Here is a 17,149-nt window from a genome sequence, read left to right as displayed (position 1 = left end):
CTACCCAGGCCCACGCCACCACACCTCCCCTCCGCCACAACTCGGAGCCGACGCCTGCCGCGGTGCCCGCGCCACACGCCTCCGTCGTGGCGCTAGTAACGCGGGTGCAGCAAGGTGGAGGCCCGCAAGCCCTCCGTCCGCTCGCGCAGCTCCCGCTCGCCGGGGTCGAGGCGGAGCCCGGGCGGGCGGTCTCCCGCTGCCAGTACGAAGCCCCAGTCGCCGTCACCGTCGCCGTCGCCGCTCGTGCGGTAGGCGGCCGTGTGCAGCCCCGCCGCGCGCAGTGTGGTCTCGACGGTCCAGAAGGCGTGGGGGCGGGTGGCGACCGGCCCGGCGTGGACGGCGAGCCGGCCCGCGGGGCGCAGGGCGCGGCGGGCCAGGCCGTAGAACTCCTGGGAGTACAGCTTGGCGCCGGCGGTCTCGCCGGGGTCGGGCAGGTCGGTGATCACCACGTCGTAGGCGTCCGGGGGGATCTTCCGCAGGCGGTCGAAGGCGTCGGCGACGGTGACGTGGACGCGCGGGTCGTCCAAGGCGTGCTCGTTGAGGCGGGAGAGCGCCGGGTCGGTGCGGGCGAGGCGGAGCAGCCGGGCGTCGGGTTCGACGACGTCGAGACGGTCGACGCCGGGGCGGGCGAGGACCTCGCGGGCGGCCAGCCCGTCGCCGCCTCCGAGGATCAGCACCCTCCCGTGCGGGCCGTGCATCGCGGGGCTGACCAGGGCCTGGTGGTAGCGGCGCTCGGCGGGGCCGCCGCCGCGGAGCCGGCCGTCGAGGTAGAGGCCGACGGGGCCGCCGTCGGCGTCGCCGGTGAGGACGACCTCCTGGACGCCGGTGCGCAGCGCCACCCGGACGTGGTCGCCGTACATCGCGTGCCGCGCGGCCCGTTCGAAGTCGTCGACGAGGACGGCGGCGGAGGCGAGGACGCCGAGGACGGTGATGCCTGCGACGACGAGGGTCCAGCGGGCGCGGCGGGTGAGGTCGCGGCGGAACAGGCCGAGGACGAGGGCGCCCCCGGCGACCACGTTGACCGCGCCGGTCAGCAGGGAGCTGGTCAGCTGGCCGAGGCGGGGCAGCAGCAGGAAGGGGAAGGCCAGGCCGCCGACGAGCGCGCCGACGTAGTCGGCGGCGAAGAGGTCGGCGACCGCGCCGCCCGCGTCCTGGCGGCGGATGCGCTGGATCAGCTCCATCAGCAGCGGCACCTCGGCCCCGATGAGCAGGCCGATGGCCAGGGAGAACGCGACGATCAGCACCCGGGGTCCGTCAGCCCACAGCCCGCCCCAGTCACCCGTCCAGGCGAACGCCGCGTACAACGCCAGGGCGCTGCAGCCGCCCACCAGGGCGAGCACCACCTCGATCGCGGCGAACCCGGCGGCGGCGAGCGGGCGCAGCCGTTTGGCGGCGAGGGAGCCGATGCCCATCGCGAACACCATCACGGACAGCACGACGGAGGCCTGGGTGACCGAGTCGCCCATCAAGTACGAGGCGAGCGCGACCAGTTCGAGTTCGTACACCAGCCCGCAGGCGGCGCAGACGAAGACGCACACGAGGACCAGGAACCGCCCGGTGCCCTGCCGGACGGGCAGCCGCGCGGGGCCGCGCCAGGGGGGCGGGGCGCCGGGCGGGGCTGGTGCGTGCGACTCGATCACGACTGCGACGTTACGTCACGAGTGCGGCACGCTTCGTCACCCACACGTGTGGAACCCGGCACCGGTCACGCGCCCCGCGTTTGAACCGCCCTCGGCCTGAAGTCGCCGTCGGAGGACGGGGCGTTCGCGAGCGCCGGCGCGCGTACGTCCACCCTTGTGCGCGTCGCCACCAGCTGCCCGTCCTGCGGGTACGCGTGCCAGGTGCGCCAGTGGACGGCCCCTTCGTGCCGCTGGGCGACCAGCGCGGTGAAGGCGTGCGGGCTGCCGGGGAAGACGCCGGCCAGGCCGTGCGGGTGGCCGGAGACGAGGGCAAGCAGTTCCTGGGCGCGCACGGCGAACTGACTGGGCGTCAACTCTTCTACGTGTGCGGCGAACTCGTACTCCCAGTCGCCCACCCGCTTGGCCACGCCGAGGGGCAGCGGGGTGCTGCTGCCGGGGAGGCAGGCCACCGTCTCCGAGCAACTGCCCCGCTCTTCCTCCAGCAGCACCTGGTGCGAGGCGCCGAGGAGTCGCAACTGGACCTTGGCGCCCGACAGTTCGAGGTCGAGGGTGGCCAGGGCGGGCAGCGGTTCACGCCCCAGGGCCCAGGCGAGGTCGGCCGCGCGCGTGTCGGTGTAGGACGTGTGCAGGGTCGTGAGCATGACTCGGCTCCGCTAGAACGCAAAGAGAGGGAAGGTCCGGCACGCCCCGGCAGACACCGGGAGGTCGCCCGGTCGGCCCGTTTCCTGGGGAGGACGTCCGCGCGGGACGTCCGTAGGGGTCCGAGGGGCTGCGTTGGTGGATTGTAGGGAATCATGAACTGTGGCGCCAACACAGCGTTTTTACCCAACTTCGTGGGGTTTCCATCCCCTAGAGGGCTCCACAGCTCAACTGTTCAACAACGGCGCACGCCATGCGGCCCTCGCGCACCACGACGCGCGCCCGCGCGCGACCCCCGAGGCGGCGCGATGCCCGATGCGGCGGGACATGGTGCGACCGCGATACCCGATGCGTCCGGACATGGTGCGACCGCGATACCGATGCGGCCGGACATGGTGCGACCGCGAGGGACGCCCCGGTCAAGGAGCGGACCCTCGCGGTCCGGATACGGCTCCCCCGGGGAGCTCAGCTGCCCCGTGTCAGCTGCCTCCGCCGCATCCGCCGCCTCCGCCGCAGGACGAGCCGCCTCCGCAGGAGCTGCCCGACGACGAGCCGCAGGAGGACGAGCCGCTGCCGCAGGAGCTGCCCGACGAACCGCAGGACGTGCCGGCGCCGCCCCCTCCGGCCCACCAGCCGCTGCTGTGACCGCCCCGGCCGCCCGTGCGGCTGCGGGTACGGCGGGCGCCCGCGCCGCTTCGGCGGGACGAGCCGCCGCCCGTGCGGGCGTGGACGATCAGAGACACGACGAGCACGATGACCGCCGCCGCCAGGATGAGGCCCAGGAGCATGGCGTCACCCTCCTTTCGAATCCCCCGAAGCGGCCCCCCGTGGGCGCCTCGCGCGACGTGTGAGCGTCGCGTGCACGGGGGATTCCCATCCGCCGCGCGGGCCAAAGCGCACTTGAGGAAGTCCAGAGCTTCGGCGCAGGATGACCGGCATGACCTCCACCGCACGTCCCTTCCTCAACCGCCGTCTCACCGAGTTCGGGACGACGATCTTCGCCGAGATGTCCGCCCTGGCGGTGGCGACCGGGGCGATCAACCTCGGGCAGGGCTTCCCGGACACGGACGGCCCCGAGGAGGTGCGGGAGGCGGCGGTGCGGGCGCTGCGGGACGGGCGCGGCAACCAGTACCCGCCGGGGCCCGGCGTCCCCGAGCTGCGGACGGCGATCGTCGAGCACCAGCGGCGCCGCTACGGGCTGACGTTCGACCCCGACACGGAGGTGCTGGTCACCGCCGGCGCCACGGAGGCCGTCGCCGCCTCACTGCTGGCGCTGCTGGAGCCCGGGGACGAGGTCGTCGCCCTGGAGCCGTACTACGACTCCTACGCGGCCTGCATCGCCATGGCGGGCGGCACGCGCGTGCCGGTGACACTGCGGCCGGACCCGGAGCACGCCCGCTTCCGCCTGGACCTGGACGAGCTGCGCGCCGCCCTCACCGACCGCACCCGGCTGCTGCTGATCAACACCCCGCACAACCCGACCGGCACCGTCCTCACCCGTGCGGAGCTGACCGCGATCGCCGAGCTGGCGGTGGAGCGGGACCTGCTGGTCGTCACGGACGAGGTGTACGAGCACCTGGTCTTCGACGACGCCGAGCACGTACCGCTGGCGACCCTGCCGGGCATGCGCGAGCGGACCGTCACCATCTCCTCCGCCGGGAAGACCTTCTCCTTCACCGGCTGGAAGGTCGGCTGGCTGACGGCGGCCCCCGCCCTGGTCACGGCGGTCCGGTCGGCGAAGCAGTACCTGACGTACGTCGCCTCCGGCCCGTTCCAGTACGCCGTGGCGGAGGCACTGAGCCTGCCGGACGCGTACTTCGACGGCTTCCGCGCGGACATGCGGGCCAAGCGGGACCTGCTGTCGGCGGGACTGACGGCCGCGGGCTTCGCGGTCTACCGCCCGGCGGGCACGTACTTCGTCACCACGGACATCCGCCCCCTGGGCGAGACCGACGGCTTCGCGTTCTGCCGCGCCCTGCCCGAGCGCGCCGGCGTGGTGGCCATCCCCAACGCCGTCTTCTACGACCACCGCGACCAGGGCGCACCCTTCGTACGGTTCGCGTTCTGCAAGCAGTCACAGATTCTGGACGAGGCCGTCAAGCGACTGCGGGCAATGTGACACGGGTGAGGAAAACGAGGGCGGAGCGGACCTCACGGCCATGTGCGCTCGATGCGGTCGCTCCTCACCGCGTAGGCAGCGTGCCCCTGCCGGGGACAGCTCTCGCGTCGTCGCGCATCAAGCCTCCCACCCGAGGTCCGACCGCCCCTCAGCCAGCTCAGCCTGCCGCACGAAGTCGGCCCCCCGACCGGCAGTCCCGGCAGCGTCCCGGTGCGGGGGCTCGAAAGGGCCGGTCACAGCCGTCACAGTCCTGGAAGGGCAGCACAAGTGGGCGGGTCGCGATCTGAGGGAGGGGGAGCGGCGGTGGCGCGGGGAGGGGCGTCTCGCGGAGGCGGAAGGCGAGGATGCCTGCCGGACGGGTCTTGAAGCGGTCGGGGAGTCGTGCGGTGAGCAGCTCGGTGATCTCGGGTGCCCCTACCCCCGCAGCCAGCCACTGGGTCACGGCCGGGGCCAGGCGGGTCGCCTCCTGCGCGGAGAGGATGAGGCGCGGGTCGACCCGGCGCAGCGCGGTGAGTACGGCGACGGCCCGCGGGTCTGCGTCGTCGAGTGACGCGGGTGCGGGTTCCACGGCCTCCACCTGCGCGGGCGCCGACGGAGTTCCCCGCACGGGCGCGGAAGGAGGCGCTGCCTGCGCGTTCGGCTGCTTCCGGGGCCGGGGCGGCTTCGGCGGCTCGGGCGGGCCGTCGTCGGGGTCGCCGCCGGGGAGGTCGTAGAAGTACGTCCGGGTACGGATCTGCCCGGTGGGCAGTCGCTCGCGGCGGCGTTCCAGGTATCCGGCTGCTTCGAGTTCCCTGAGTGCTCGGGAGATCAGGATCTCCCCCTCGTCGAAGTGGTCGCACAGTGCGGTGATGGTCACGGGCGTGCCGTCGGGCAGCGAGGAGATGTACGCCGCGACGCCGACCGTGACCGCGCTGCCGCGTCGCTGGGCGAGGGCGTTGGAGATCACGGTGAAGTCGGCCGTGAGGCGGGTGCGGACGTGGATCACGCCGGAGGTCGAAGCTCCAGCGTCGCCGCGCAGGGGCGCGTTAGACTGCGGGTCAGCCATCGGGAAGGTTTCTGCTTCCTGATCGGTCAGGCCCTCGTTCGGGATGCCAGTCCCGGCCGGGGGCCGTCGTCTGTTTGCGGTTGTCGCGGCGAACGTAACCGCCCGTATCCCGCTGCTGCAAGCCGGTCACTCGGACGGGTGACGCGAGCCTCGCAGCCGGGGAGGGTGGGTGGGCGGGAGTTCTTTCCCCCGGTTCTTTCAGGAGGTCAGTGGCCCGCCGGACCTTCGCGGACAGGGGCCCGGTGAGCCCGCAATTCGGACGACGGCCGGGGCCCGGCCGACTCAGGGACAGGTGATGTCCGGACCCCTCAGGAACGGGTGATGCCCGGCCTTCAACTCGCCTGGGAACGCGGCCCGGGAGTCGGCCGACAGGTCCGTACATCCCGAGGCGGTTGCGGGACTCCAGAAGTACTGGACGGGCGGGAGCTGAGCCCTCACACCGGACGAGGCCGCCCCGGCAGTCCTTCGTCAGCGGGCGTCTGCCTCGGGCTCCGGGCGCGGGAGCTCGTCAAGATCGAGGGTGAAGGTGCGGCCGTCGGCCAGGGGGATGGGGAGCTTGCCGGTGCCGTACTTGTGCGTGTGTGCCGCGATGTAACCGGTACCGGTCGGCTGGGTGTGGAGGACGACTTCCTGGGCGTACGGGTCGACGACCAGGTAGATCGGGATGCCGTAGCGGCCGTACTTGGCGGTGCAGTCGTCGTAGTCCTTGCGGGCGGAGGAGGTCGAGACGACCTCGGAGATCAGCAGGACGTCCTCGAAGCTGTAGCGCTTGCCTTCCTTGCGTGCGTCCTCGCGCATGATCGCGAGGTCGGGGGCGGAGTTCTCGTCGGCGGGGAAGTCGATGTAGACATCGGAGGTGACCTTCGCGTGACGGCCGAGAGCGACAGCGGAGTCGATCTGCATCGACCTGATGGTGCTGGAATGCTCTTCGCTCTGCGGAGTCATGATCACCTTTCCGTCGGCTCCGAACAGGACCGTGTATCCCTTGGGGAACTCGGTGTGCACGATCGCGTCGACGCTCATGAACGGCTCCTTCCCGTGTGTGCTCAGGATACGGCGGACAGGGCCCTGTCCCGGGCCCGGCGGCACGGCTGTGAGCCGGTCCGGGCAGGTAGCGGCGCCACCCGCCAATAGGTGTACGAACGAGGAGTCGGCTGGCTGACGGCGGCCCCCGAGCTGGTCACGGCGGTCCGGTCGGCGAAGCAGTACCTGACGTACGTCGCCTCCGGCCCGTTCCAGTACGCCGTGGCGGAGGCACTGAGCCTGCCGGACGCGTACTTCGACGGCTTCCGCGCGGACATGCGGGCCAAGCGGGACCTGCTGTCGGCGGGACTGACGGCCGCGGGCTTCGCGGTCTACCGCCCGGCGGGCACGTACTTCGTCACCACGGACATCCGCCCCCTGGGCGAGACCGACGGCTTCGCGTTCTGCCGCGCCCTGCCCGAGCGCGCCGGCGTGGTGGCCATCCCCAACGCCGTCTTCTACGACCACCGCGACCAGGGCGCACCCTTCGTACGGTTCGCGTTCTGCAAGCGGACGGAGGTCCTGGCGGACGCGACGGAGCGGCTGCGCAAGACATTCGCACCCTGATCCGCGCCGCACGGGGTCCGGGCCGTGGACGGCGAGAGCCCGGCCGGGCCGCGTGGTCGCGGATCGGGCCGGGCTCTCGTGAGGTGTGACTCGCGGGGCGCGGGGGTCAAGTGGTGCGCGCGGGACGGAGTTACTCGTCGCCCTCCTCGGGCTTCTCCGCGTCGTTGACCTCCTGCTCCAGGCCCAGCTGCTCCACGAGCCACTTGTCGAACTCGATGGCCGCCCGCACCCAGCTCACCGTCGAGGAGACGAACAGCTCGATGTTCACACCGGCGCCGATCAGCAGCTGCGCCTCGCCGATGAGGCGGACGGTGCCGTCGTCGTGGGTGTGGGTGTAGACCTTCGGCCACAGGGTGCGACGGTTCCAGTCGTCGATCGCCTCCAGCAGCTGCGGCTTGGCGTCGATCTTGTGCGGCCGGTCGAAGAACGTCCGCACCGAGTAGACCGCCTGCTCCCCCTCACCGCGGAACATGAAGTAGGTGCGGAACTCCTCCCACGGCGCCGCGAGGTCGCCCTCGTCGTCTACGACGTACTTGAGCTCCATCTGGTCGAGGAGCTGCTTCACCAGGTCCTGATCCGGAACGACGGGGCCCGCCGGTGCGGGCTGCGGCTCGGGCTGGCCCCCGAAGTTCGGAATCGAGGACGGGTCGATGGACATATGTGAACACTCCTGCGGTCGTCTGGTCCGTCCGGCCATCAGTGAGACCAGACGTACAACCCACCCTCTCTCTCTTGCCCCGTGACCGGCAACCTGCCCGGCCGGTGTGCCCCGACTACACCGTCTTTCCCGTCGCGGGACCCGTCTCGGCGCCCGTCGCCTGACCCGTCGCGGGGCCCACGATCAGGCCCTCGCCGAAGGCGTCCACGCGGACCGTGTCGCCGTCCTTGACCTCGCCGGACAGGATCTCCTTGGCGAGGCGGTCGCCGATGGCCGTCTGGACCAGGCGGCGCAGCGGGCGGGCGCCGTAGGCCGGGTCGTTGCCCTCGTCGGCGAGCCAGGCGAGGGCCGCGTCGGTGACCTCCAGGGTGAGCCTGCGTTCGGCCAGCCGCTTGGCCAGCCGGTCGATCTGGAGCCTGGCGATCCGGCTCAGCTCGTCCTTGGACAGCGCCGAGAAGACGACCAGGTCGTCGAGCCGGTTGAGGAACTCCGGCTTGAAGGAGGTGCGGACCACCTCCAGGACCTGTTCCTTCTTCTCCGCCTCGCTGGTGAGCGGGTCGACCAGGAACTGGCTGCCCAGGTTGGAGGTGAGCACCAGGATGACGTTGCGGAAGTCGACCGTGCGGCCCTGCCCGTCGGTCAGCCGGCCGTCGTCGAGCACCTGGAGCAGGATGTCGAAGACCTCCGGGTGCGCCTTCTCCACCTCGTCGAGCAGGACGACGCTGTACGGCCGGCGGCGCACCGCCTCCGTCAGCTGGCCGCCCTCCTCGTAGCCGACGTAGCCGGGCGGGGCGCCGACCAGGCGGGCGACGCTGTGCTTCTCGCCGTACTCCGACATGTCGATGCGGACCATGGCCCGCTCGTCGTCGAAGAGGAAGTCGGCGAGCGCCTTGGCCAGTTCGGTCTTGCCGACGCCGGTCGGGCCGAGGAAGAGGAAGGAGCCGGTGGGCCGGTCGGGGTCGGCGATCCCGGCGCGCGAGCGGCGCACGGCGTCGCTCACCGCGCGCACGGCCTCGGTCTGGCCGATGAGGCGCTTGCCGAGCTCGTCCTCCATGCGCAGCAGCTTCTGCGTCTCGCCCTCCAGCAGCCGGCCGGCCGGGATGCCCGTCCAGGAGGCGACCACGTCGGCGATGTCGTCGCTGCCGACCTCCTCCTTGACCATGGTGTCCTTGGCGGCCTCTTCCTCGGCCTCCGAAGCGGCTTCCAAGTCGCGTTCCAGGGAAGGGATCTCGCCGTAGAGCAGCTTGCTGGCGGTGTCGAAGTCGCCGTCGCGCTGGGCGCGTTCGGCCTGGCCGCGCAGTTCGTCGAGCTTCTCCTTCAGCTCGCCGACCCGGTTGAGGGACTGCTTCTCCTTCTCCCAGCGGGCGTTGAGACCGCGCAACTCCTCTTCCTTGTCGGCGAGATCGCGGCGCAGCTTGTCCAGGCGCTCCCGGGAGGCCGGGTCGGTCTCCTTGCCGAGGGCCAGCTCCTCCATCTTCAACCGGTCCACGGCGCGCTGGAGTTCGTCGATCTCGACGGGGGACGAGTCGATCTCCATGCGCAGCCGGGAGGCGGCCTCGTCGACGAGGTCGATGGCCTTGTCGGGCAGGAAGCGGGAGGTGATGTACCGGTCGGAGAGGGTGGCGGCGGCGACCAGCGCGCTGTCGGCGATCTGCACCTTGTGGTGCGCCTCGTAGCGGCCCTTGAGACCGCGCAGGATGGCGATGGTGTCCTCGACCGTCGGCTCCGCCACCAGCACCTGCTGGAAGCGGCGCTCCAGCGCCGGGTCCTTCTCGATCCGCTCGCGGTACTCGTCGAGGGTGGTCGCGCCGACCATGCGCAGCTCGCCGCGGGCCAGCATGGGCTTGAGCATGTTGCCCGCGTCCATGGCGGAGTCGCCGCCCGCGCCGGCGCCCACGACGGTGTGCAGCTCGTCGATGAAGGTGATGATCTGGCCGTCCGAGTCCTTGATCTCGGCCAGGACGGTCTTCAGCCGCTCCTCGAACTCGCCGCGGTACTTGGCGCCGGCCACCATCGCGCCCAGGTCGAGCGCGACGAGCCGCTTGTTCTTCAGCGACTCGGGGACGTCGCCCTTGACGATCCGCTGGGCGAGGCCCTCGACGACGGCGGTCTTGCCGACGCCCGGTTCGCCGATCAGGACGGGGTTGTTCTTGGTGCGGCGGGAGAGCACCTGCACCACGCGCCGGATCTCGGTGTCCCGCCCGATGACGGGGTCGAGCTTGCCCTCGCGCGCGGCGGCGGTGAAGTCGGTCCCGAACTTCTCCAGCGCCTTGTACTGCCCCTCGGGGTCGGCGGTGGTCACCCGGCGTCCGCCGCGGGCCTTCTGGAAGGCGTCCACCAGCTTCTTCGGGGTGGCCCCCTGCCGGGAGAGCACCTCGGCGGCCTGCCCGCCCTTGGCGGCGATGCCCATGAGCAGGTGCTCGGTCGACAGGTACTCGTCCCCGAGGTCCCTGGCGCGTGCCTGCGCGTCGGCGATCACGGCGAGCAGCTCGCGGTTGGGCTGCGGGGGCGCGACGGTGGAGCCGGCCACGCTGGGCAGCGAGCCGAGCACCTTCTCCGCGCCGGCCCGCACGGCTGCCTGGTCGGCGTCCACGGCGGCGAGCAGATCGACGATGTTCTCGTTGTCCTGGCCCTCCAGGAGAGCCAGGAGCAGATGGGCGGGGGTCAGATCGGGGTGGCCCCCGGACAGGGCCCGGTTGCCGGCCGCCTGGATCGCGTCCCGGCTCCGGTTGGTCAGCTCGGCGTCCACGTTCGCTGTCTCCTCCTTGCGTCAGCCGTCAGCACCTGACTCACACAACGTACACAAACTTGAGTCTATTCCACTCAAGGTGCGGTCGGGCGCCGCACGGCCGCTAAGTTCCCCACCATGGCCGCATACCCCCAGGACCCGGGCTCTCCCGACGCGCCGTACCTCGCCTTCTGGCGGGAACGGCACGTGTGCACGCTGACCACGCCCCGCCCCGACGGCTCACCGCACGTGGTGCCCGTCGGAGTGACATACGACCCCGAGGGGCGAACGGCTCGGGTGATCGCCGACCAAGCGAGCCGGAAGGTGCGCAACGTGCTGGCGGCGGGCCCCGAGGGCGCGCGCGTCGCCGTCTGCCAGGTCGACGGCCGCCGCTGGGCCACCCTGGAGGGCCGCGCCTTCGTCCACACCGACCCGGAGCGCGTCAAGGACGCGGAGACCCGCTACGAGGAGCGCTACGGCCACCCACCCCGCCCGAACCCCACCCGCGCGGTGATCGAGATCAAGCTGACCCGAGCGATGGGGAAGGGCTGAGGTCCGCAAACCCGCGGAGCGGGCCGGTTGTCGTCCGGTGGGTGTGTGACCTGATCGTGGGGGTGGTTCTCGGCCACCGGCGGATCGTCGCCGCGTCCGCACAGGTCCGGAAATGTCGCCGGAAACTGCAGCGGCGTCACCGTGTTCAGGTCACGGTGACGCCGCTGCGGGGGGAAGTACCTGAGCGATCTGTTACGACGGGGGAATCGCGTCAGGCACTGCGGGGGGTGGCTGAAACTGTCCTGGAGGCGGCCGGACCGGCCGGCTCGGCCAGCTGGTGGTCGCGCTGATCCAGGTTCACGAAGATCATTCCGTACCGGATGGCGCATCTCACGGGCTGCGGCGCCCCCCGAGGCCGCCGAAGGCACTTGTACGCCCGTACGTCGCCCTCCTCGTCCCGCGTCACCACGACCGGCTCCCCGAACACGGCCACCATCAACGAGTCGCCGTTGTGCGGGATCGCGGTGACCAGGTCGATGAAGTGCCAGCCGGAGCGGTAGGCCGTGGCCATCTCGCGGCGGAAGGAGCGGTCGTCGGGTGGAGTGGTCACATCAGGCTCCGGATCCGTCCGCCGTGCCGGACGTCGGGTCCTCGGGAGCCGGCCCCGTGACGGGAGCCACCGGCCAGTGGCTGTCCGCCAGCGTGACGGTCGTTGCGGACTGCGGCCAGTGGCTGTCCGCCGTCACCTCGTCCTTCACGTCGGAACGGGCGCTCAGCACCCCGATGGCCACCACGGCGGAGAGGGCGGCAACAAGTACCGAGCGAAGCATTTTGTGGCACATGGTCGGCCTCGTCCTCACTTGAAAGTCTCCTCTTCCCCCGTCGGTAAAGACGATGGCTCATTCGGGCACGTCATGACCACAGGATCGATGCATCATGTTCCTGCATGTTCAGGACCCTGGGGGGTGGAGATCTCGTGGCAAACCGGACCAAAGCAACGCATCCCCATGCGGTGACCCAACTGTGCGAGGAAGGTGGCCGACTTTACGCCAACGCCCTGCGCACGGGGAGGGTCGCCCGTGTGGACGCGGAGTCCGCGCCTTGCCTGGTGGACCTCGCCCTGCTCGTCCCCGATCCCGACGACGCCGACTGGCTGCGTCCGGTTCCGCCCAGCGTCGCGCTCGCCCAGCGACTGCACCCCATCGAGCAGGAGATCAACGAACGCCGCCGGCTGTCCGTCGAACTCGCGGACGTCTTCGAGCCGTTCCTCGCCCTGAGCGCCCAGTCCGCCACCACCGACCACTCCATCACCGTGCTGGAGGGCGCCGCCCGCATCAACGAGGCCCTCAACCTCGCCACCGGCCAGTGCCGTTCGGAGATGCTCACCATCCAGCCCAGCGACGACCGCTTCTCCGAGCGCAGCCTCGCCCTGGGCCTCGAACGCGACCGCCCCATGATCGAGCGCGGGGTGCGCATCCGCACCCTCTACCAGCACACCGCCCGCCACAGCCCGGAGAAACTGGGGTACGTGGCCCAACTGGCCAACGGCAAGGTCGAGTACCGCACGATCGCCGAGGTGGTGGAGCGCCTCATCGTCTGCGACGAGACCGTCGCCTTCATCCCCGCCCGCGACGACCAGCAGGTCGCCCTGGAACTGCGCCACCCCGGCCTCGTCCGCTACCTGGTGAAGGTCTTCGAGTTCATGTGGGCCCGCGCGGTCCCGCTGAGCGCCGGCGCCCCCTACGAGACGGACCCCGGCGGCATCACCGACATCCAGTACTCCATCGCCAAGCTCCTCGTCGAGGGCCACGTCGACGAGGCCATCGCCCGCCGCCTCGGCATGAACGTACGGACCTGCCGCGCCCACATCGCCAAGCTCGCGGCGATCCTCGGCAGCGGCAGCCGCGCCCAACTCGGCTTCCTCATCGCCCAGTCGGGGATCCTGGAGCGCGAGGACTGACCCCCGCCGGGGGCGGCGCCGCCCCGCCGAGCGGCTTGTCCAGGCCGACCTGCGCGATGCGCACGCCCAGTTGGGTACGGCTCGCCGCGCCCAGGGTCTCCGAGAGGCGGGCGATGTGCGCCCGGCAGGTGCGCACGCTGATGCCGAGGCGCTCCGCGATCACCGCGTCCTGGTGCCCCTCCGCGAGGAGCGCCGCGATGGACTGCTCCCGGTGCGAGACGCCCTCGATACGGGTGTCGGGCAGCGGCGCGGTCAGCGGGATCGCCAGCCGCCACAGCCGCTCGAACACGGTGACCAGGTAGGCGATCAGCCCCGGGTGGCGCAGCTCCAGCGCCATGGTGCGGTCGGCGTTGGCGGGGATGAAGGCGACCGTGCGGTCGAAGAGGATCAGCCGGTCGATGACCTCGTCGAGCGTGCGGGCCTCCACCGCCGGGCCCATCAACTCCAGGTAGTTCAGCAGCCCTTGACCGTGCCGGGCCACATGCGTGTACAGGTCGCGCATGCGCACGCCACGGCCGCGCAGCGCGAGCGCCCGGTGCAGCCCCTCGGACAGTTCGTGCTCGCGCCGGATGCCGCCCGGCTGGACGGTCAGCACCTCCGTGGTGCACGCCCCGGTCGCCTGGTCCAGGGCCGCCTGGATGCGCGCGTCGCCGTCCAGGACGCGGATCGCCGCGCCCTCCCCGACGGCGGCGGACGGCGCCGGCCCGCCGAGGCCCGCGTACCGCTCGAACGCGGCGACCGCCGCGCCCATCCGCCGCCGGCTCGCGCTCACCTCGTCGTAGAGGCCGTGCAGCAGCCGGGTCATGACCTCCTGCGGGGAGGTCGGCACCAGCCAGTCCATGTCGTCGGGGTCCGGGTGGAGCAGGGCCAGCTCCAGCAGACAGGGCACCTGCTCGGCGTCACCGCGGGGCACCCGGCCCCGGCGCACGGCCCGGGAGTACACGCGGTCTCCCGCCTCGCACAGCCGGTCGGCGCCGTGTGGATGGTCCTGCGCCCCGTGCCCGGCCATCGCCCGTCCCACCCCCGCTGCCCGCGGCCGTCGGCGCCGCAGGTGTCGGTGCCGGTGCCGCCGGCGCCTGTGCGCCTGATTTCCGCAGCGCAACTATGCGCGGCCGGGACCGGCTCCGCAACAACGGCAGGGGGCACGCGGTGTGCGTGCCCCCTGCCGTTGTCGCCGAGCCCTGGTGGGTTACTTCAGGCCGATGGAGTTGCAGGCGGACTTGTACTCCGAGGTGCAGATGTCGGACACCTTGTAGATGCCGTCCTCGATGACGGTGCTCTTGATGTTGCTCTTCGTCAGCGCGACCACGGGAACCAGGTTGGCCCGGATGCCCTTGTCGGTGGGGCTGTCGACCGTGTCGCGGGTCAGGGACTCGAACTGGAGGTCACGGCCCCGGACCTTGGCGACGGCCATCGCCGCGGCGGCGGCCGCCATCTGCGGGTAGGGCTTGTAGACGCTCATGTACTGCTCGCCGCTGACGATCCGCTGCACGGCCGGGAGTTCCGCGTCCTGGCCGGTGACCGGGGGCATGTCGTCGTCGCTGACGCCCGCCGCCTTCAGCGCCTTGATGACGGCGCCGGCCATGGCGTCGTTGGCGGAGTACACGGCGGCGATCTTGCTCGCGCCCATCTTGGAGATCGCCTTGGCCATGTTGGCCTTGGCCTCCTTCGGGTCCCAGTCCTTGGTGTCGAACTTCTCGGCGATCGTCACCCGGCCGCTCAGCTCCGACAGCGCGCCCTGCTTGAACTGGGCGGAGTTCGGGTCGGTGAGCGAGCCGTTCATCATGACGATCTGGTCGCTGAGGTCGGCCGTCCCCAGGGCCTCCACCAGGGTGCGGCCCTGGACCTCGCCGACGAGCTCGTTGTCGAAGGAGACGTACGCGTCGATCGGGCCCTGGGCCAGGCGGTCGTAGGCGATGACGGGGATGCCCGCGTCCTTGGCCTTCTTCACCGTGCTCGCGATCGCCTTGGAGTCGACGGCGTCCAGCAGGATGACGTCGACCTTGTCGTCGATCATCCGCTCCATCTGGGTGACCTGGGTGGAGTTCTTGGCGTTCGCGTTGGCGTACTGGACGCTGCCCTTGTTGTTGGTGAGTTCGGCGACCTTGGACTTGATGATGGGGTAGTCGAACTGCTCGTAGCGGGTGTTCGTCTCCTCCGGCATGAGCAGGCCCACGGTGAGGTCGTCACCCTTGGTCGGTGTCGCCTCGCCCGCTTCCTCCGTCGCGCCCAGCATGCCGCAGCCGGCGAGCGAGAGGGACAGCGTGGAGGCAACCACGGCTATGGCGATACGACGCATTCGGGGGCTCACTTCAGGTGCGTTCCGGACATCGGGTGCGACATGCTGACCCAGGTGTCTGAAAAGACAACGCGGCGGCGACCGTCGACGTCAAGCCGAACTACTTAACGAAGTAACAACATCACCCTCCGCTCAGCATGTGAAGACACATGGAGACGACACGGAGGGCACGTCACGAATGGGCGAAGAACCGCGCACTTCACAGGGGCGCTTCCTCAACTCGCCCCCGGCGCGGATCTCAACGCGCCCCGGGGTCGTGCTTCTTCAACGACGCCTGCACCTCGGCGGCGTACGCCCCCTCCCACCATGGGATCGTCTCCACCAGCACCGGCTTGATACCGGACGCCAGCACCAGGGCCCGCCCCGGAGGCATCGCACCGAGATCGGAGACCCCGAGGACGCGTTCACGGCGCGTGGACTCACTGACCGTACGGTTGCCTGACCAGCCGCCGAACTCCGACTCACGGCTCGTCTGGTACTCGCGCAGGTCGAACTCGCCCGCCAGTTCGCTCAGATCGCCGAGGAACCGGGTGTCGGAGACGCCGCCGCCGTAGACGCGCACGTTCGCGGCCGACCACAGCTTCTCCATGCCGCGCTCGCCCCACACCTCGATGCCCTGCGCCCAGGACTGCAGGATCGTCATCAGGATGATGCCGCGCGAGCCGTAGTGGGAGTACAGGTCGGGCAGGGAGCGCCAGCGGCACACGTTGGCGGCCTCGTCGAGCACGCCGACCAGCGGCAGCGGGAGCCGGCCGCCGCGCTGGGTGGTGGCGTACTCCTCGGCGGCCTCGACGACGGCCACGGTGAGCGCGGTCACGAGCGGCCCCGCGGAGTCGCGCCCCTCCCGGGAGAGCGAGTACAGGGTGCCGCCGGTGCGGACGAAGGCGTGCGGGTCGAACTGCGGCGCGTGCGGGTCGGCGGGCGGGGTCACCCAGCGGTTGACCTCCGGGTTGACCAGGCAGGACGCCATCTGCTGGGCGACGCCGTAGATACCGCTGCGCTGCTTGTCGGGGGCGCTCACGACGCCGGCGAAACCGTCGGCGGACATGGTGTGCCCGGCGCCGCGCAGGATCCGCTCCGGGGTGTCGTCCTTGGGGTTGGACAGCCAGGTGTAGATCTGGGTGATCGGCGCCTTCGCACAGGCCGCGGCGAGCAGCAGGTTGGCCAGCAGGTCCTGGCCGGCGGGGTCGAAGAAGGCGTCGGTGGAGGCGTTCGCGTCCCGCGACCCGCTCGCGAAGTGGTCGGCCATCTTGCGGGCCTTGGCGACGTCGGTGACGTACGTCAGCGGGTTCCAGTACCAGCTCGGCGGCTCGGCGGCGACCTGCTGCGGGTCGAACACCCAGACCGGCCCGCGGGCGCTGCGCGGGCCGCGCGTCGCGTCCACGACGTCCCGCTTGTTGGAGGTGACGAGCACCGCGCCCGGCCCGTCGAGGATCGCGGGGATCGCCCGCCGGGTGGTCTTGCCGGTCCGCGGGCCCCAGATGTCGACGTGCATGTCCTCGTACGACCCGAACAGCGGCTGCCGGCCCTTCACGGACCGCCCGATGAACACGCCGGGCGTGCCCGCCCGCACCCCGAGCCGCTCGGCGGTGGCCGCCGCGCCCTTCATGGTGAGCTTGCCGAGCTCCTCGCCGCGCGCGAGGTGCCGGGCCGCGCCGTCCACGCCGGGCTTGTTCCGGATCCGCTGCCGCACCCGGTAGGCGGCGAGCACCAGCACGCCGACCAGCAAGGCCTCCCCGGCGGCGACGGCGCTGGCCGCGGAACCCGGCCAGCTGTAGTCGCCCTTGACGACGGCCACGAGGAACGACAGCGGGTTCGAGGGCGGCGCGGGCGCGTCGGCGTACGACGCCCCCACCTTGGCTGCCAGCCAGGCGCCGGCGCCGCACAGGAGGACGATCGCGACGACGATGACGATCTCGAGAGTCCAGTCGTCCTCGGCCCGAGGCTTCTTCTGCTGCTCAGCACTCACCGGCGGGGCT

15 protein-coding genes and 1 pseudogene are annotated in these 17,149 nt (G+C 71.4%); 4 read left to right on the top strand and 12 right to left on the bottom strand.

The genetic code is table 11. From position 1 onward, the window contains the following. Window positions 1–92: 92 nt before the first annotated feature. The 3 genes from ACFYXA_RS26365 to ACFYXA_RS26355 form a co-directional block, all read right to left on the bottom strand. A complete protein-coding gene (locus ACFYXA_RS26365) occupies window positions 93–1,640 on the bottom strand; it encodes a polyamine aminopropyltransferase (protein ID WP_389037035.1) in 1,548 nt (515 codons plus the stop codon). A gap of 65 nt (window positions 1,641–1,705) precedes the next feature. Then, window positions 1,706–2,281 (bottom strand): DUF2617 family protein, encoded by a 576-nt coding sequence (locus ACFYXA_RS26360; RefSeq protein ID WP_389037032.1) that lies wholly within the window; start codon window positions 2,279–2,281, stop codon window positions 1,706–1,708. A gap of 477 nt (window positions 2,282–2,758) precedes the next feature. Further along, complete coding sequence (locus ACFYXA_RS26355; RefSeq protein WP_389037029.1) at window positions 2,759–3,067, bottom strand: hypothetical protein; 309 nt, start codon at window positions 3,065–3,067, stop codon at window positions 2,759–2,761. A gap of 140 nt (window positions 3,068–3,207) precedes the next feature. Between ACFYXA_RS26355 and ACFYXA_RS26350 the strand changes: the two genes are divergently transcribed. Then, window positions 3,208–4,398, top strand: a complete 1,191-nt coding sequence (locus ACFYXA_RS26350) for a pyridoxal phosphate-dependent aminotransferase (protein ID WP_389037026.1) — start codon at window positions 3,208–3,210, stop codon at window positions 4,396–4,398. A gap of 157 nt (window positions 4,399–4,555) precedes the next feature. Here ACFYXA_RS26350 and ACFYXA_RS26345 read toward each other — a convergent pair whose 3' ends face one another. Next, window positions 4,556–5,443 carry a hypothetical protein gene (locus ACFYXA_RS26345; RefSeq protein WP_352244745.1) on the bottom strand — a complete coding sequence of 296 codons (888 nt, stop codon included), beginning with the start codon at window positions 5,441–5,443 and terminating at the stop codon, window positions 4,556–4,558. 468 nt (window positions 5,444–5,911) lie between these two features. Continuing rightward, complete coding sequence (locus ACFYXA_RS26340; RefSeq protein WP_104783153.1) at window positions 5,912–6,466, bottom strand: Uma2 family endonuclease; 555 nt, start codon at window positions 6,464–6,466, stop codon at window positions 5,912–5,914. 126 nt (window positions 6,467–6,592) lie between these two features. Here ACFYXA_RS26340 and ACFYXA_RS26335 point away from each other — a divergent pair. After that, window positions 6,593–7,033, top strand: a pseudogene (locus ACFYXA_RS26335) (aminotransferase class I/II-fold pyridoxal phosphate-dependent enzyme); the annotation flags it as partial. Between the two features lie 130 nt (window positions 7,034–7,163). Here the strand turns inward: ACFYXA_RS26335 and ACFYXA_RS26330 are convergent. After that, window positions 7,164–7,691: a YbjN domain-containing protein gene (locus ACFYXA_RS26330; RefSeq protein ID WP_352244741.1), complete on the bottom strand. Its 528-nt coding sequence runs from the start codon at window positions 7,689–7,691 to the stop codon at window positions 7,164–7,166. 115 nt (window positions 7,692–7,806) lie between these two features. Next, on the bottom strand, window positions 7,807–10,440 hold the full coding sequence (gene clpB / locus ACFYXA_RS26325; RefSeq protein WP_389037020.1) for an ATP-dependent chaperone ClpB: 2,634 nt from the start codon (window positions 10,438–10,440) through the stop codon (window positions 7,807–7,809). Window positions 10,441–10,557: 117 nt separating this feature from the next. Here clpB and ACFYXA_RS26320 point away from each other — a divergent pair, with 117 nt between their 5' ends. Continuing rightward, on the top strand, window positions 10,558–10,971 hold the full coding sequence (locus tag ACFYXA_RS26320; protein WP_352244739.1) for a TIGR03618 family F420-dependent PPOX class oxidoreductase: 414 nt from the start codon (window positions 10,558–10,560) through the stop codon (window positions 10,969–10,971). A 211-nt stretch (window positions 10,972–11,182) separates the two neighbouring features. On the opposite strand, the gene ACFYXA_RS26315 is transcribed toward ACFYXA_RS26320, so the two are convergent. Next, the gene (locus ACFYXA_RS26315) at window positions 11,183–11,521 is read right to left on the bottom strand and encodes a hypothetical protein (protein ID WP_389037017.1); all 339 of its coding nucleotides are present in this window, start codon (window positions 11,519–11,521) and stop codon (window positions 11,183–11,185) included. A gap of 1 nt (window position 11,522) precedes the next feature. After that, a complete protein-coding gene (locus ACFYXA_RS26310) occupies window positions 11,523–11,741 on the bottom strand; it encodes a hypothetical protein (RefSeq protein ID WP_352244738.1) in 219 nt (72 codons plus the stop codon). A gap of 116 nt (window positions 11,742–11,857) precedes the next feature. Here ACFYXA_RS26310 and ACFYXA_RS26305 point away from each other — a divergent pair, with 116 nt between their 5' ends. Beyond that, window positions 11,858–12,871: a helix-turn-helix transcriptional regulator gene (locus ACFYXA_RS26305; protein WP_352244737.1), complete on the top strand. Its 1,014-nt coding sequence runs from the start codon at window positions 11,858–11,860 to the stop codon at window positions 12,869–12,871. Here the strand turns inward: ACFYXA_RS26305 and ACFYXA_RS26300 are convergent. From ACFYXA_RS26300 to ACFYXA_RS26290, 3 genes are all read right to left on the bottom strand, one after another. After that, complete coding sequence (locus ACFYXA_RS26300) at window positions 12,834–13,880, bottom strand: helix-turn-helix transcriptional regulator (protein WP_352244736.1); 1,047 nt, start codon at window positions 13,878–13,880, stop codon at window positions 12,834–12,836. The genes ACFYXA_RS26305 and ACFYXA_RS26300 overlap by 38 nt on opposite strands. Window positions 13,881–14,060: 180 nt before the next feature. Beyond that, window positions 14,061–15,170: a substrate-binding domain-containing protein gene (locus ACFYXA_RS26295; RefSeq protein WP_352244735.1), complete on the bottom strand. Its 1,110-nt coding sequence runs from the start codon at window positions 15,168–15,170 to the stop codon at window positions 14,061–14,063. Window positions 15,171–15,408: 238 nt separating this feature from the next. Beyond that, window positions 15,409–17,139, bottom strand: a complete 1,731-nt coding sequence (locus ACFYXA_RS26290; RefSeq protein ID WP_389037011.1) for a type IV secretory system conjugative DNA transfer family protein — start codon at window positions 17,137–17,139, stop codon at window positions 15,409–15,411. Window positions 17,140–17,149 lie beyond the last annotated feature (10 nt).

It is taken from the genome of Streptomyces sp. NPDC002566, assembly GCF_042889585.1.
GTDB lineage: Bacteria > Actinomycetota > Actinomycetes > Streptomycetales > Streptomycetaceae > Streptomyces.
This window is presented reverse-complemented; position numbering and strand designations above follow the sequence as displayed.

Coding starts and splice junctions, on each gene's coding strand:
- ACFYXA_RS26360 (WP_389037032.1), bottom strand. CDS start 2,281: ATGCTCACGACCCTGCACACGTCCTACACCGACACGCGCGCGGCCGAC.
- ACFYXA_RS26355 (WP_389037029.1), bottom strand. CDS start 3,067: ATGCTCCTGGGCCTCATCCTGGCGGCGGCGGTCATCGTGCTCGTCGTG.
- ACFYXA_RS26350 (WP_389037026.1), top strand. CDS start 3,208: ATGACCGGCATGACCTCCACCGCACGTCCCTTCCTCAACCGCCGTCTC.
- ACFYXA_RS26345 (WP_352244745.1), bottom strand. CDS start 5,443: ATGGCTGACCCGCAGTCTAACGCGCCCCTGCGCGGCGACGCTGGAGCT.
- ACFYXA_RS26340 (WP_104783153.1), bottom strand. CDS start 6,466: ATGAGCGTCGACGCGATCGTGCACACCGAGTTCCCCAAGGGATACACG.
- ACFYXA_RS26330 (WP_352244741.1), bottom strand. CDS start 7,691: ATGTCCATCGACCCGTCCTCGATTCCGAACTTCGGGGGCCAGCCCGAG.
- ACFYXA_RS26320 (WP_352244739.1), top strand. CDS start 10,558: ATGGCCGCATACCCCCAGGACCCGGGCTCTCCCGACGCGCCGTACCTC.
- ACFYXA_RS26310 (WP_352244738.1), bottom strand. CDS start 11,741: ATGCTTCGCTCGGTACTTGTTGCCGCCCTCTCCGCCGTGGTGGCCATC.
- ACFYXA_RS26305 (WP_352244737.1), top strand. CDS start 11,858: ATGTTCAGGACCCTGGGGGGTGGAGATCTCGTGGCAAACCGGACCAAA.
- ACFYXA_RS26300 (WP_352244736.1), bottom strand. CDS start 13,880: ATGGCCGGGCACGGGGCGCAGGACCATCCACACGGCGCCGACCGGCTG.
- ACFYXA_RS26295 (WP_352244735.1), bottom strand. CDS start 15,170: ATGCGTCGTATCGCCATAGCCGTGGTTGCCTCCACGCTGTCCCTCTCG.